At 68.7% G+C, this 13,974-nt stretch carries 13 protein-coding genes; 4 read left to right on the forward strand and 9 right to left on the reverse strand.

All coding sequences use genetic code 11. The features are described from left to right. Positions 1–228 precede the first annotated feature (228 nt). Entirely contained in the window at positions 229–1,215 is a 987-nt protein-coding gene (locus G6N25_RS03875) for an Acg family FMN-binding oxidoreductase (RefSeq protein ID WP_083073819.1), read from the reverse strand. Between the two features lie 228 nt (positions 1,216–1,443). On the opposite strand from G6N25_RS03875, the gene G6N25_RS03880 reads away from it, so the two are divergent. Next, positions 1,444–2,421, forward strand: a complete 978-nt coding sequence (locus G6N25_RS03880) for an Acg family FMN-binding oxidoreductase (RefSeq protein ID WP_083073818.1) — start codon at positions 1,444–1,446, stop codon at positions 2,419–2,421. 122 nt (positions 2,422–2,543) lie between these two features. Next, positions 2,544–2,969, forward strand: a complete 426-nt coding sequence (locus tag G6N25_RS03885) for a pyridoxamine 5'-phosphate oxidase family protein (protein WP_083073817.1) — start codon at positions 2,544–2,546, stop codon at positions 2,967–2,969. Here the strand turns inward: G6N25_RS03885 and G6N25_RS03890 are convergent. From G6N25_RS03890 to G6N25_RS03900, 3 genes are all read right to left on the reverse strand, one after another. Beyond that, on the reverse strand, positions 2,920–4,332 hold the full coding sequence (locus tag G6N25_RS03890; RefSeq protein WP_083073909.1) for a bifunctional lysylphosphatidylglycerol flippase/synthetase MprF: 1,413 nt from the start codon (positions 4,330–4,332) through the stop codon (positions 2,920–2,922). The two genes, G6N25_RS03885 and G6N25_RS03890, sit on opposite strands and share 50 nt — an antisense overlap. Positions 4,333–4,340: 8 nt before the next feature. Beyond that, positions 4,341–5,525, reverse strand: coding sequence for a site-2 protease family protein (locus G6N25_RS03895; protein WP_083073816.1), 1,185 nt, complete (start codon positions 5,523–5,525; stop codon positions 4,341–4,343). A 67-nt stretch (positions 5,526–5,592) separates the two neighbouring features. After that, the gene (locus G6N25_RS03900; protein WP_308204607.1) at positions 5,593–6,084 is read right to left on the reverse strand and encodes a flavodoxin family protein; all 492 of its coding nucleotides are present in this window, start codon (positions 6,082–6,084) and stop codon (positions 5,593–5,595) included. Positions 6,085–6,351: 267 nt separating this feature from the next. Here G6N25_RS03900 and G6N25_RS03905 point away from each other — a divergent pair, with 267 nt between their 5' ends. Next, the gene (locus tag G6N25_RS03905) at positions 6,352–8,190 is read left to right on the forward strand and encodes an AMP-dependent synthetase/ligase (protein ID WP_083073815.1); all 1,839 of its coding nucleotides are present in this window, start codon (positions 6,352–6,354) and stop codon (positions 8,188–8,190) included. A gap of 161 nt (positions 8,191–8,351) precedes the next feature. After that, positions 8,352–9,473 (forward strand): Rv2629 family ribosome hibernation factor, encoded by a 1,122-nt coding sequence (locus G6N25_RS03910; RefSeq protein ID WP_083073814.1) that lies wholly within the window; start codon positions 8,352–8,354, stop codon positions 9,471–9,473. On the opposite strand, the gene G6N25_RS03915 is transcribed toward G6N25_RS03910, so the two are convergent. Genes G6N25_RS03915 through G6N25_RS03935 form a run of 5 tightly spaced genes read right to left on the reverse strand, consistent with a single transcriptional unit; the run spans position 9,378 to position 13,936 of the window. Beyond that, positions 9,378–9,941: a hydrogenase maturation protease gene (locus G6N25_RS03915; protein WP_083073813.1), complete on the reverse strand. Its 564-nt coding sequence runs from the start codon at positions 9,939–9,941 to the stop codon at positions 9,378–9,380. The genes G6N25_RS03910 and G6N25_RS03915 overlap by 96 nt on opposite strands. Then, on the reverse strand, positions 9,938–11,230 hold the full coding sequence (locus G6N25_RS03920; protein ID WP_083073812.1) for a Ni/Fe hydrogenase subunit alpha: 1,293 nt from the start codon (positions 11,228–11,230) through the stop codon (positions 9,938–9,940). Before G6N25_RS03920 ends, G6N25_RS03915 begins: the two co-directional genes overlap by 4 nt. Next, a complete protein-coding gene (locus G6N25_RS03925) occupies positions 11,227–11,985 on the reverse strand; it encodes an NADH-quinone oxidoreductase subunit B family protein (protein WP_083073811.1) in 759 nt (252 codons plus the stop codon). Before G6N25_RS03925 ends, G6N25_RS03920 begins: the two co-directional genes overlap by 4 nt. After that, on the reverse strand, positions 11,986–12,819 hold the full coding sequence (locus G6N25_RS03930) for an FAD/NAD(P)-binding protein (RefSeq protein ID WP_083073810.1): 834 nt from the start codon (positions 12,817–12,819) through the stop codon (positions 11,986–11,988). Further along, positions 12,812–13,936, reverse strand: coding sequence for a 4Fe-4S dicluster domain-containing protein (locus tag G6N25_RS03935; protein ID WP_083073907.1), 1,125 nt, complete (start codon positions 13,934–13,936; stop codon positions 12,812–12,814). Before G6N25_RS03935 ends, G6N25_RS03930 begins: the two co-directional genes overlap by 8 nt. Positions 13,937–13,974: the final 38 nt, after the last annotated feature.

The raw sequence follows: 13,974 nt of genomic DNA on the forward strand, positions 1-13,974 counted from the left end.
TGTCTCCTAGAGCTCGATCTTTGTCGTATTTGACACTGTCCATCCGAGTCCATCCGACCAGTCGGCCGCAATCGGCGATAGGGACAGAAGTCCCGGGCTCGCGGGCCATTCGTCGGCTTCGTGATCGGCGCCCTGCGTTCACTGACGCGTCGAGACTGCCCTGGGGGCGACGGAAAGCCGAAAAAGCTGGCTCTGAGCGCAGACTCGGTGCCGGCAGCGTCCGACCGGCTAGCCGCGGATCTCCAATACCTCGGCCAACGGCCGACGCGGCGTCGGCTTGGGAGTCAGCTCGCCCTCGGGTTCGATGCCGACCCGGACCAGCACCTGAGGCACCGCCGCCGCACCGGCCGCGAGGTCCCGGATGATGTCGCGACTGGATTCCAGCTCCGTGACGTGCGTGACCGGGCACGTCGCGAGGCCGACCATCGTGCACTCCAGCAGGATCGCCGACAGCGCCTCACCGCAATTGAGGGCGTCGACGCGGGTGTCACCGGGGGTGGACAGCACGAGGATCTTCGCTTCGTCGTACGTGCCGGCGGAGCTCCGCTCATCCAGCGGGTCGACGGGGAACCGACGGTTCACGTCGACCCTGCGGGCATCCGACTCCGAGACCAGCGCGCTATCGGGTATCCCTTCCGCCTCCCGCAACGGCGATGTCCACCAAAGCAATTCATGCTGATAAGAATCGTCGTAGCGGCGCAACGCGTCGGTGAGCCGAGACGCCTCCGCCAACCGCGGTCGCGCATCGTCGGCCAGTACGTCGAGGGTGACCACATCGTTGTCGAATGAGCTGCGTAACACGGGTTCGAACGACGCCCAGTGCTTGGGGGCGCGCAACGGCAGCCGGTTGGTCCGGCGTTGCAGGATCGCCTTGGCGCGGTCCCGCCGCGCCTGCGCCACGTAGTCGACCGGAGCGAAGTCGGTCGAGGCGAGGTGGTCGAGGTTGTTCGGGTTGGGAAACTGGTCGACGTCGGTGTCCCAGCCCGCCGCGGCCATCGCGACCCGGAAGTGGTCGAGCGCGGCGCCGCAGCTGATGATCGCTTCCCGGCCCGACTTGTCGGTCGATGTGACGGTTCGGTGCGGGTCGACGAACAGGTCGACGCTCGCGCGGCCCGCCACCCATCGCCAGGGCTGGATGTTGTGCAGGGAGGGAGCCCGGCACGCCAGCTCCACGGCGCCGGTGATCACGCCGGTGTCCACCGTCGTTTGGGTCATTGCGCTCACCCGCTTCCTGTCTCACGTCGACCCTCGGGCATGCGCGCACACCGACGCCAGGGTCCTTGGTCCCCAGCGTCGGGCCGTTGGGCACCGCGAAACCGCGGTCCATTTCCGAAAAGTCGGCAACCGCAGCGCGCCGCCTCCTGCGACAAACGGCCCTAGTCACCGACTCCGGTGCCGCCTAGTCTCGATGGTGAACCGAAGGCTCCCCGAGGGATTGGCACCATGAACGCGACGCTGGACACCCAGACGCTCAAGGATGCGGTGCAGCTCGCGTGCCGGGCCCCGTCGCTGCACAACAGCCAGCCGTGGCGGTGGGAGGCCGAGGGCGGGGTGTTGCGCCTGTTCGTCGATCGTGACCGGACGGTGCCCGGCGCGGACCCTTCCGGCCGGGAGGCGATCATCAGCTGCGGCGCCGCGCTCGATCACCTCCGGGTCGCCATGCTCGCCGGGGGCTGGCTCGCCGAAATCGAACGGTTTCCCAACCCGAATGACCCCACCCATCTGGCATCGATCGAATTCACTCCCGTCGACCACGTGACCGGGACCCAGCGCGACCGCGCCAAGGCGATCCTGCAACGCCGGACCGACCGGCTTCCGATGGGACAGCCCACGTATTGGGGGCTGTTCGAACCCGTGTTGCGGAGCACGTTCGACGAGAGCCTGGTGCGGCTCGACGTGCTGTCCGACGACGTGCGACCGCAGCTCGTCGAAGCCTCGCAGCTCACCGAGGCGCTTCGCCGTGACGATGCGACGTATCACGCCGAACTCGAATGGTGGACCTCGCCGTTCGTATCGACCGAGGGCGTGCCGCCGAGCGCGCTGGCGTCCGACCGGGAAAGCCGCCGGGTCGATGTGGGACGCGAATTCCCGGTCCGGGGCCGCCAGGATCGGCGGCCCGAGATCGCGGTGGACTGGTCGAAAATCCTCGTGCTGTCGACCCCGGAGGACACCAGGTCGGATCTGTTGCGGTGCGGTGAGGTGTTGTCGACCGTGCTGCTGGAGTGCACGATGGCCTTCCTGGCGACCTGCACGCTGACCCATCTGATCGAGCTGGACGAAAGCCGCGAAATCGTCCGCGGCATGCTGAAGGACGGCGGCCGGCCACAGGTGCTGATCCGCGCCGGGATAGCGCCGCCGATGGAAGCCGTTCCTCCGCCGACGCCGCGGCGACCGCCCGACGACGTCCTGCGGATCCGCTAGTCGCACCGATGGCTAAGCGGTCAAACAACTTTGGTCCCTGCCGGGCGGGACGTTCGGCCGGCGCCCGCGCGCGCCTTTCGTCACTAGGCTTAGCGCCATGACCCATCACAGAGGGGTGTCTCGTGTCTTTCACCGATGACGGGGTGACCATCCTGCCGGAGCACGAATGCTGGGACCTGCTGGCCGGCGTGGCGCTGGGGCGGCTGGTCACCAGCGTGGACGGGCAACCCGAGATCTTCCCCGTCAATTACGTCGTCCAGCGCCGCACGGTGCTGTTTCGCACCGCGGAAGGCACCAAGCTGGTGAGCACCGCGATCAACAATCGTGTGCTGTTCGAGGCCGACGACCATAACGTCGCCGAGGGCTGGAGCGTGATCGTCAAGGGCTGGGCGCGCTCGCTTCGCACCGATGAGGAGATCGAAGACGCCGAGCGCGCCCAGCTGTTGTCGTGGACGACGACGGAGAAGACGCACTATGTCCGGGTGATCGCCGAGACGGTCACGGGCCGCCGCTTCCGGTTCGGCCCACCGCCGCTCGCGAAGTCCTAGCCCGAGGGCCCCGCCGCGCTTGCCGGTGCAGCCGGCGCGGGCGCGGCACGAACTCCAGCGACAGCAACACCAGCAGCGCGGCCGGGATGTGGTGGGCGCACAACACGACGTAGCGCCGCTGCGCCAGCGCATGGAACTTGGACAGGTAACGGTAGAGGGACTCGAGCCGGATCAGCGGGTCCAACAAATGGATCAGCCGATACGCAACCCACTGCAACGGGCCCCGGCGATCGGCGTCGAAGATCTCCGGAAACGCCGCGAACGCCAGCGAAAGCCGCAGCGCACCAGTATCTTTGGCATAGGCAATCATGTCGACGGTGAGCCGCTCGTCGATGCCGTTGGGGGCGCCCGGGCGCCGGAACGGCACGTCAAGGCTGACCTCCGCGCCCTCGTCGGCCGTCGCGTATCGGTGAAACGCCACCACCCGGCCGCGCCGGTCTCGCGCGACGGCCAGCTTGATGCCGGGGTAGCGACCCTCCAGCGCCCCGTCGAGATTCATGCAGAACCCGCGGTCGGTGCGCGCGGCACGGTGCGCGGCGTACAACACCTCGGTCAGCTCGCCGGCCAGCGCGCCGTCGAGCCGCTGCTCGTCGACGATCTCGGTGGTGACCCCGCGGTTGTGGGTGCGCTGCACCGCCTGCCGGACGTTGCGATAGCGGCGCCCGGCCAGGGTGAAGCGGCGGACGTCGACGACGACGTCGCGCCCGATCGGCACCGCCAGCATCGGCTGGCCGACCGTCTCCTTGCGCCACAGCCTCAGATGCCGTTCGCCGCCGGCCAATACGATGATCTGCCGGCCCCGGCCGCGGCACATGCGGACGAAATCGGCGACGAGGTCGTCGAACTGGGCGGCGTCGCCGATCGGGTCGCCGCTGACGACGGCGAACCCGAGCCGGGTGCGGTACGCGATCGCCGCGGACCTGTCGGCGTTGAAGTGATAGCTCTTGGTCGAGTGCATGGCGAAGGGCGCCAACGGATCCTCGCGGGTGGCGCTGACCAGCGCCCACACCTGCTCCAGGAGCTCCGGTTGCGGTCGCGCCGTGGTGGGCGACATGAGCGCGAGGCCGCTGCCGGCGATAAGGACGTCGCCGAGCACCCCGAACGATAGGAGGTGCGCGCACACCCCGGCGCCCGCCGCGGCGGCGGCGTACAGCGCGTGCCGGGTGGTCACCGGTCGGCCCAGCAGGATGCCGCGCGCGATCAGCGCCACGGCGGCAAGCAACGCCAACGTCCAGTGCAGCCGGTGTTCGCGCACCGCCAGCAGCGCCGCCAAGCCCGCGACGCCGAACAGCGTCACCGCGCTGGCCAAGCGCGCCGCGCCGACCTGTACCGCACTCCGGATCGGGAACGTCAGCCGAAACATCGTGGCCGTCAAGACCGTTCGCGTGCGCGGTTCGCGGCCACGATCGCCGCGGGCAGGCCCGGTCCGGGGTGGGCGAGCCGGTAGACCTCGATCAGCCGCGCCAGATCGGCCGGCGTGACCATCCCGACTACCCTGCCCTCGTCGATGACCAGCGCGCGACCGCCGCCGTGTCCGGCGGCGGCCAACCGCTCGATCAGCGCGCTGAGCGGCTCCGACGGCGCCGCCGTCGGCACGGCGTCCAGCGGTAGGGCGATTTCGCGCACGGTGGTCGTCGCGCGTCGGCCGGGCGCAACATCACGCAGCTGCCTCAGCGTGACCAGCCCCACGATCGACCCGTCGGGATCGGCGACGGGGTACGCCGAGTGGCGGTCGCCCAGCAGATAGCGCTCGATGAAGTCCTGCACGGTAAGCCAGCCGGGAGCGGCATGCGGGTCGGCCGTCATGGCGTCCGTGACACGCACCCCGGCGAGGGCCTGCCGCGTCGTCACCTGCATTTCCTCCTCGCGCGCGGCGGCGAAGATGAACCAGCCGATAAACGCCAGCCAGACGCCGCCGACAAGGCCGCCCGCGAGAAACTCGGCCAGCCCCAACACGATCAAGACGATCGCGACCACCCGTCCGGCATGCGCCGCGCCGACCGCCGCGCGGACGCTGTCGCCGTGGCGGCGCCACAGATAGGCGCGCACCAGCCGGCCGCCATCCAACGGGGCGCCCGGCAGCAGGTTGAACAAGCCGAGCGCCAGGTTGATGACGGCCAACCACCACGCAACGTTGACCGCGATGGGCGCCGCGCCCACGGCGGCGAGCGCCACCGCCAGCCCGGCGAACGCCGCCGACAGCACCAGGCTGGTGGCCGGACCCGCGAACGCGATCCGGAAGGCCGCCCGGGGTGTCTTCGCCTCGCCCTGGAGGCTGGTAACGCCGCCGAACAGCCAGAGCGTCACGCTGCCCACGCTCACCCCCATGCGACGGGCGACGACCGCGTGCGCGAGTTCGTGTGCCAGCAGTGACGCCAGCAGCACCACCGCGCCGCAGGCTCCGGCCAGCCAATAGACGGGTCGCGAATAACCCGCGACGGCGCCGGGCAATGTGGTTGCCAAGCTCCACGTGAACAACCACAGGATCACGATCACGCTCCAGTGAACCTTCACTTCGAACCCGGCGATTCGACCCAGCGGGACGCCATCACGCACTTTGATACCTCCAAAGATGTTGGCAAGCGGTGACTTCCGCTTCGACGACGATCCTGCTACTCATGACTCAACACGCGGGCTGGGCGCCCCCGACCCGTTCGCGAAGGCGCTCCGCGAATTCCGCGGCCCGATCGAGGTCCAGGTCGTCAGGCCGTCCCCTGTTGATCCCGCCGATGAACCCGAACGGCCCGACCGTGTCGAACCCTCGGCAGGAGAACGAACCGATCACCTCGAAGCCTTTCTGCTCGAGCCGCTCCCGAACGGGTTTGTTGTAACCCAACAGCGGAATCTCGCGGGCGCCGCTGGTGAAGAATGTGAACGCCCGGATGTGCCGGTCGACGGCCGGGAGGCGGCGGATCAACTTCCGCAGCCTCGCATCCACCATCATGTAGTAGATACCCGAGCCAAAACCGACGAGGTCGTACCCGCGAACGATTTCGGGATCGACCGACTCGGGTGTGACGACCTCGGCGGCAAGCACCTCGGCTATCCGGTCGGCCACGCGGCGGGTGTTGCCGTGCGATCTCGAAGCGCAGACGACAAGCGACTTCATGGCCATGGCCAACTCCTTGAGAATGCGGCTCCGACGGGTCCATGCTGGGCGGCGACCCGCGATCGGGTAAGGGCGCAAAGGCACAGATGCTCGGGGCCTTAGTCACTTTCGTGCGTCCCACGCGTCATCACCTGGGTCCGCGTTGGCCTGCCGATGAGACCCGGGTGAACGACCGGACGACTTTCGTCTCTACCGGTGACCCGCGAAGCCCGCCAGAGTGTGTTACAGGCCACCGGCCGGCGGCTACTTGGTCCAACATCCGCGGATACCAACATGAACGCATCACTCGCCTCGCAGGAGAGGCCCGACTTCGGCAAAATCGAGCGCCGCGCGCCGTCGGTGGCGCGCATGCTCCTCGACCGCGTTTCGGCCAGCCCGCACGCGGAAGCCTTTCGATACCCCCAGGATCACCACTGGGAGAGCGTGACCTGGCGGCAGGTCGGGGAACGCGTCGAGAACATCGCCGGCGGGCTGATCGCATTGGGAATCGCACCAGAGGATCGGGTCGCCCTGGCCTCATCGACGCGCTACGAATGGGTGCTCGTCGATTTCGCGGTCATGTGCGCCGGCGCCGCGACGACGACCGTGTACTCGACGACGAAGGCCGGCGACGTCGCCTATATCGTGTCAAACTCGGGAAGCCGAGTGGTGGTGGCCGAGAACCGAATCCAAGTGGACAAGCTGCTCGAACACCGGGACGAACTGCCCGAGGTGAGCAAGGTCGTCGTCATCGACGGCAACGGCGACGGCGACTGGGTGATCAGCCTTGCCGAGCTCGAACAGATGGGTAGGCGGTTGCTCGCCGGCTCGCCCGATGCGGTCGAAAAGCGTGTCGCGTCCATCGGCCCGGGCCAACTCGCCAGCCTCATTTACACCTCGGGGACCACCGGCCGACCGAAGGGTGTACGGCTGACACACGAAGCGTGGACGTACACCGCGGCGGCCATTGATGCGCTCAACATCCTCGGCCCTGACGACCTCAACTATCTGTGGCTGCCACTGGCTCACGCCTTCGGCAAGGTGATGCTGGCGCTCCCCCTGCAGATCGGCTTTCCGACTGCGATCGACGGCCGCGTCGAGCGGATCATCGACAACCTGGCGACCCTGCGTCCCACCATCATGGGTGCGGCGCCACGCATCTTCGAGAAGGCCCATGCGCACATCGAGGGGATGGTCGCCGAGCGCGGCCGGCTCACGAAAAGGTTGTTCGACTGGGCGATAGCGGTCGGCGTGCAGGTGTCGGCCGCCCGCCAGGCGGGGAAGAGACCGTCGTGGGCGGCGTTGCTGACCTACAAAGCGGCCGACCGGATGGTGTTCTCCGGCATCCGGAAGCGCTTCGGTGGCAGGTTGCGGTTCTTCGTCTCCGCGGCCGCCGCCCTCGACAGTAATGTCGCTCAGTGGTTCGACGCCATCGGCATCATCGTGCTCGAGGGCTACGGCCTGACAGAGAGCGCCGCCGCGTCATTTATCAACCGCCCCAACGCTTATCGGTTCGGGACGGTCGGCTGGCCATTCCCGGCCACCGAGGTGAGGATCGCCGGCGACGGCGAAGTTTTGATCAGGGGGCCGGGAGTGATGACCGCCTACCACGACCTGCCGGACGCCACCGCCGAGGCGCTCGACCGGGACGGTTGGCTCCACACCGGTGACATCGGAGAGCTCGATGCCGACGGCTTTCTGCGAATTACAGACCGCAAGAAAGACATGTTCAAAACCTCGCAGGGCAAGTACGTGGCGCCCTCGGTGATCGACGCCAGGTTCAAGGGCCTCTGCCCGTACGCGAGCGAGTTCCTGGTCTACGGGGAAGGCAAGCCATATTGCGTGGCGCTGATCGGCCTCGACAAGGAGGCGCTCACCGACTGGGCCGATAAGCATGGCCTGGCGGGTAAGTCCTTCGCTGAGATAGCCACCGATGACAGGACCCACGAACTGATCGCCGGCTACATCGACGCGCTGAACTCGGAGCTGAATCGCTGGGAGCAGATCAAGAAGTTCACGATCGCCGACCGCGAACTCACCGTCGAAGCCGGCGACTTGACGCCGAGCATGAAGCTCCGCCGCAAGGTCGTCATCGACAGCTTCGCCGACCGCCTGTCGGCTCTGTATGAATGAGGCGTTCGGCGCGACGGCGCCGCAACGAGCCGACCCAGCCCGCGGGATTTATCGACCGGGACCTAAGACCCCAATCGGAGGGCCAACGACCCTCGCGGTGCCGCGGGTGACTTTCATACGGTGGGAAGGCGAACACAAGACGAAACAACGGAAGGCATGGCATGCGATCGGAACGCCTCCGGGGGCTGGTCACCGCACAAGGCCCTTTCGCCTCGGTGTATTTCGACGACTCCCACGACACTGCGGATGCCGTCGGCCAACTCGACGCGAGATGGCGCGATATCCGCAAGCACCTCGAGGACCGGGACGCGGACGCGGAAATCATTGGCAGGCTTGAGCAAGCCGTTCTGAACCATCGACCCGCCGTGGGGCGGCGCGGCCGCGCGGTGATTGCCACCAGCGACCAGGTCCTGGTCAATGAGGAGCTGGCCAGCCCGCCACCGGCCACGGTGGTTCGCCTTTCGGACTACCCGTACGTCGTGCCGCTGATCGAGCTGGCGACGCCGCGACCGACCTACGTGTTCGCCGCGGTTGATCACACCGGCGCCGATGTCACCCTGTACCGGGGCGACACCGTCAGGTCCACCACCGTCGAGGGTGACGGGTATCCGGTGCATAAGCCGGGCACCGCCGGCTGGAAAGGCTATGGCGACCTGCAGCACACGACCGATGAAGCCATCCGCATGAACTGCCGCGCCATCGCCCACCACCTCACCCGGCTGGTGGACGAAGCCGATCCCGCAGTGGTATTCGTGTGCGGCGAGGTTCGTGCGCGCACCGATGTGGTTTCGGAACTGCCCGAGCGGGTCGCCGAACGGGTGTCGCAGCTCCATGCGGGGACCCGACGAACCGGTCTCGACGAACAAGCGATCCGCGAATTCACGTCGACGGAATTCGCGCGGCGCCGCGCCATCGAGATGGCTGACGTCGCTGACCGATTCGAAACCGAAACCGGTCGCGATTCCGGATTGGCGGCCGAAGGGCTCGCCGCGGTATGCGCGGCGTTGCGGGGCGGCGACGTCGACACGCTGATCGTCGGCGAGCTGGACGATATGACCGTGGTCACCGGGGAAGCCCTCACCACCGTCGCGCCCGATCCCGACGTGCTGTCCGAGCTTGGCGAACCGGCGGTACGGGTCGCACGGGCCGACGAGGCCCTGCCGTTCACCGCAATCGCGATTGGCGCGTCATTGGTCCGGGCCGACAACCGGATCGCCCCTACGGACGGGGTCGGTGCCCTGCTGCGATACGTCGCGGCACCCGGCCACGCCACGCGACATTGACGGAAGCCCCTGGGCCGCTCGCTGCCTGCAATTGATTTCGGCCGCTACCATGCCGACCACTTCCGGAACGGCGCGCGCGACCCGCGGGGTCAAACCGATGCCATGACCGGTGTCCGCCGCCTCGATGGTGAACACCGCGAGCGTGCCGGGCACTCGTCCCAGCGCCTGACCCAGCGCATGGGTGCGGCCGATGTCGACCGTGTGCGAGCTCAATCCTTCCGGTTGGGCGGGCACATCGCGGACGTCGCAGCGACGGATCCGGCCCGGGGTTGACGGGGTGACGATCGCGGCATCGACTATCAGGGCCAGCTCGGCGCCCGTCCACGCGTCGAGCAGGCCCATCGGATCCGAGATGCCCGTTCGCACGGCAACATTCGGCAACGTGAGGTCGTCCAGCGCGGCGGCGACGGCCACGCCCACGCCGTCGTCGCGCCGGTAGCGGTTGCCGAGGCCGACGACGACGATCATCCCCGCCGCACCGTCAGCGTCAGGAAGTGCGCCGAACAGGAAATGCACGGGTCGTAGCTGCGAATCAACCGCTCGCACAGCGCGGTCAGCGCGCCGTCGTCGAGTGAGAGGTTGTTCGACAGGAGGCGGGCCAGGTCGGCCTCGATCGCCGCCTGATTCTGCGACGTCGGCGGGACGATCGTCGCCGCCGAGACCAGCCCGTCCTCGCCGATCCGGTAGCGGTGGTACAGCAGGCCGCGGGGCGCCTCGCTGACACCATGACCCAGGCCGGCGCGGGCCGGAACGTCGACGAACGGGCGCGACGGACGCCGGTATTCGTCGATGATCCGCAGCGCCTCTTCGACGGCGTAGACGACTTCGACGGCGCGCACGACGATGCTGCGGAAGGGGTTTCGGCATTCGGACGACAGGCCCGCGTTGGCGGCGGCCTGCGCGGCGATGGGCGATAGCGCCGGCGAGTTCAGCGAGTACCGCGCCAGCGGTCCGGTCAGGTAGCGACCGCCATCCAGCGTCGCGTGCAGGGCGGTGGAGTAGGGCACCTGCGACTCGTGCACGTGCTCGATGAAGTCGGCCACGGGAAACGGCGGGCCGGCGCTGCGCGCGATGGCGCCGTTCTCGATCGGGTAGCGGCCCGGCGCGGTGAGCGCCAAGAACTCGTGGTCGAGCTCGAGGTCGGGGAAGTCAAACCCGGACACCCACTCGACGGTCGCCAGCGCGTCGTCCAGCGCCCGACGCAGCTGTTCGGCCACCGGGGTGAAGTCCGATCGGGTTGGCACGGAATAGAATCCGCCCAGCCGCACGTTGACGGGGTGGATGGCGCGCCCGCCGACGAACTCCATCAGCCGGTTGCCCGCCTTCTTCAGCGCCAGTCCACGCTCGACCGCCGCGGCATGGTCGCGGGCCATCCCGATGATGTCGGGGTAGCCGAGGAAATCCGGGGCGTGCAACAGGTAGATGTGCAGGGCGTGGCTGTTGATCCATTCGCCGCAGTACAGCAACCGCCGCAACGCGACGAGCTCCTCGTCCACGTCGACCCCGCAGGCGTCTTCGATCGCGTTGCAGGCGCTGACCTGATAGGCGACCGGGCAGATGCCACAGACGCGTGCCGTCAGGTCGGGCGGCTCGGTGTGGGCGCGTCCGCGCAGGAACGCCTCGAAGAACCGCGGCGGCTCATAGATGTTGAGCCGCACGCTTTCCAGCGCCCCGTCCTTCAGCGTGACATGAAGCGCGCCTTCACCTTCCACCCGCGTCAGCGTGCCGACGCTCAGCGTGCGGGTCTCCGGAGTCACCGCTGGCTCCGCTCGGCGGTGAAACTGGCCACGTTGAACGTCGAGAACACCCGGTCGACGTCGCCGTCGGACATGCCGTCGCGGCGCAGCAGCGGGATCAACGTCGCGGTTCGGGGCGCCGCGGACGGGCCGAAACAGCCATAGCAGCCGCGGTGATGCCGTGGGCACAGTGCCCCACAACCCGCGTGGGTGACCGGGCCGAGGCACGGAATCCCCTCCGCCACAACCAGACACGTCACACCATGGTGTTTGCACTCGGTGCACACCGTCTTGGCCGGAATCCGGGGTTTGCGCCCGATCAGCAGCGCCGCGAGGGTGTCGAGCAGCTGACCGCGGTCGATCGGGCACCCCGGCAGCTCGTAGTCGACCTTGACGTGCGCCGACGCCGGCGTGGAAGTCGCCAGCGTGTCGATGTATTCGGGTTTGGCGTACACAACGGAGGCGAACTCGGTGACGTCGGCGAAGTTGCGCAGCGCCTGCACTCCCCCGGCCGTGGCGCACGCACCGATGGTGACCAACAGCGTCGACTGCTCCCGGATCTCGTGGATGCGTTGCTCATCGCGGCGGGTGGTGATCGAGCCCTCGACCAGCGACACGTCGTAGGGACCCCCGACCGCCGCGCTGGAGGCCTCGGCGAAGGTGGCGATCTGCGCGTGGTCGGCGAGGGTGAGCAGCTCGTCCTCGCAGTCCAGCAGGGTCAGCTGGCAACCGTCGCACGAGGCGAACTTCCACACGGCCAGGGTGGGCCGGCCCATCTAAAGCTCCTTCACCGTCAGCAGCGGACCCGCGACGTCGTAACCGACGACGGGCCCGTCCCGGCACAGCAGCAGCGGACCCAGCTGGCAATGGCCACACCAACCGATCCCGCACTGCATGTTGCGCTCCAACGAGACCCGAATATTTTGAGCGGCAACGCCTTTCGCCAGCAAGGCCTCGGCGCCGAATCGCAGCATCGGCTCGGGCCCGCACAGGAACGCGGTGGTGCGGCCGGGGTCGAGCGCAAGCCGCCGCAGCGGCTCGGTGACCAGGCCGACCTCGCCGCGCCAGCCCGGCGCCGGGGCGTCAACGATCAAATGCAATTCGATCTGCGGGTCGTCGGCCCACTTTTCGAGCTGGGCGGCGAACACGAAATCGGCCCGCGAGCGGGCGCCCACGACGAGCGTCACCGTGCCGTAGCGCGATCGCTGGGCCAGCGCGCCCAGCACCGCCGGCCGCAGCGGGCACAAACCCACCCCGCCGGCGACCAGGACCAGGTCCCGGCCCACGGCCTCGGCCAGCCCCCAGCTGGTGCCGAATGGGCCTCGCACCCCGACGACGCTGCCCGGTTCGGCGTCGTGCAGCGCCCGGCTCACCGCGCCGACCGCGCGGATCGTGTGGGTGATCGACCCGTCGGCGACGGTGGGATCGCCGCTGATCGAGATTGCCGCCTCGCCCACCCCGAACGCGTAGAGCATCATGAATTCCCCCGGCTGCGGTGCCCGCAGGGGCGCGTCGAGCGGTTCGAGGGTGAGCGTCGCCGAATCCGGGCTCTCCACGACGCGGTCGCGCACCCGGTACGGGACCGGCGCCATGGGAGAGTGGTCAGTCATCGCCGGCCATCTTGGTCATCTCCGCGGTGATGTCAATCCCGGTGGGACACCAGGCGATGCATCGCCCGCAGCCGACGCAGCCCGACATGCCGAACTGGTCGTGCCAGGTGCCGAGTTTGTGGGTAAGCCAATGCCGGTAGCGCGAGGCGCCGGACTGGCGGACGCTGCCGCCGCCGTGGATGAAGGTGAAATCGAACTCGAAGCACGACGCCCAATGCCGCCAGCGCTCGGCGTGCTCGCCGGTGAGGTCGCTGACGTCTTCGGTGCTGGTGCAAAAGCACGTTGGGCACACCATCGTGCAGTTGCCGCACGTCAGGCAGCGACCGGCGACCTCCTCCCACTGCGGCGACTCGCGTGAGCGAATCAGCAGGTCCCGCAGGTCCGCGTCCGGCATCCGGCGGCCCATCTTGTCGACCGCGGCCTCGACATCGTCGCGCGCGCAACGGATTTCGTCGGTGCCGGCCGCCCGGTGCGGGACCGCCGCGAGCACGTCGGCGCCCTCCTGACTGCCGACGTCGACGAGGTACGTAGACGCGTCGCCGTCGAGGCGCTCGGTCAGGGCAAGGTCGTAGCCCGGCCCGACCGCGGGGCCGGTGCCCATCGACGCGCAGAAGCACAGCCCACCCGGCTCGGTGCAGTTCACCGCCACCACGAAGGCCCGCCGCCGACGGCCGACAAAGGCGTTGTCCGGATACTCGGAACGGCCGAGCACCCGGTCGAGGGTGGCGATCGCGGCCAGGTCGCAGCCGCGCACCCCGAGGAACGCGTACCGCGGGACCTCCTCGTCGGGTTGCGCGCCGCCGGGCCCGTCGCGCGTGCCGGCCCACAGGCGCTGCCGCGGGGGGTGGAGGAACTGTTTCCAGGACTGCGGCCCGGCCGAATGCCCGAACGCCGCGTCGTCGCCGCGACGGCGCACCCGATAGTGGCCGGGGCCCACGTCGACACCCCAGCCGCGCGGCAGGTCGGCCGCCGACTCCAGTTCCGCCAGCACGATCGCGTTGTCCCGCAACGTCGGTCCGACCACGCGATAGCCGCGCTCGATCAGCACCTCGACGAGGCGGTGCAGCCCGGCCGCATCGAACGACGCGACGTCGGAGTCCTTGCCGTATCCGCTCATCGACACATCATCCGCCTATTCGGGTGTGCGGCATAGCG

Source organism: Mycobacterium heidelbergense (genome assembly GCF_010730745.1).
GTDB lineage: Bacteria > Actinomycetota > Actinomycetes > Mycobacteriales > Mycobacteriaceae > Mycobacterium > Mycobacterium heidelbergense.

Excerpts from the sequence above, each read along its gene's own strand:
- G6N25_RS03930 (WP_083073810.1), bottom strand. The coding sequence starts at position 12,819 with ATGACTGACCACTCTCCCATGGCGCCGGTCCCGTACCGGGTGCGCGAC.
- G6N25_RS03890 (WP_083073909.1), bottom strand. The coding sequence starts at position 4,332 with ATGTTTCGGCTGACGTTCCCGATCCGGAGTGCGGTACAGGTCGGCGCG.
- G6N25_RS03880 (WP_083073818.1), top strand. The coding sequence starts at position 1,444 with ATGAACGCGACGCTGGACACCCAGACGCTCAAGGATGCGGTGCAGCTC.
- G6N25_RS03935 (WP_083073907.1), bottom strand. The coding sequence starts at position 13,936 with ATGAGCGGATACGGCAAGGACTCCGACGTCGCGTCGTTCGATGCGGCC.
- G6N25_RS03925 (WP_083073811.1), bottom strand. The coding sequence starts at position 11,985 with ATGGGCCGGCCCACCCTGGCCGTGTGGAAGTTCGCCTCGTGCGACGGT.
- G6N25_RS03905 (WP_083073815.1), top strand. The coding sequence starts at position 6,352 with ATGAACGCATCACTCGCCTCGCAGGAGAGGCCCGACTTCGGCAAAATC.
- G6N25_RS03910 (WP_083073814.1), top strand. The coding sequence starts at position 8,352 with ATGCGATCGGAACGCCTCCGGGGGCTGGTCACCGCACAAGGCCCTTTC.
- G6N25_RS03875 (WP_083073819.1), bottom strand. The coding sequence starts at position 1,215 with ATGACCCAAACGACGGTGGACACCGGCGTGATCACCGGCGCCGTGGAG.
- G6N25_RS03915 (WP_083073813.1), bottom strand. The coding sequence starts at position 9,941 with ATGATCGTCGTCGTCGGCCTCGGCAACCGCTACCGGCGCGACGACGGC.
- G6N25_RS03900 (WP_308204607.1), bottom strand. The coding sequence starts at position 6,084 with ATGGCCATGAAGTCGCTTGTCGTCTGCGCTTCGAGATCGCACGGCAAC.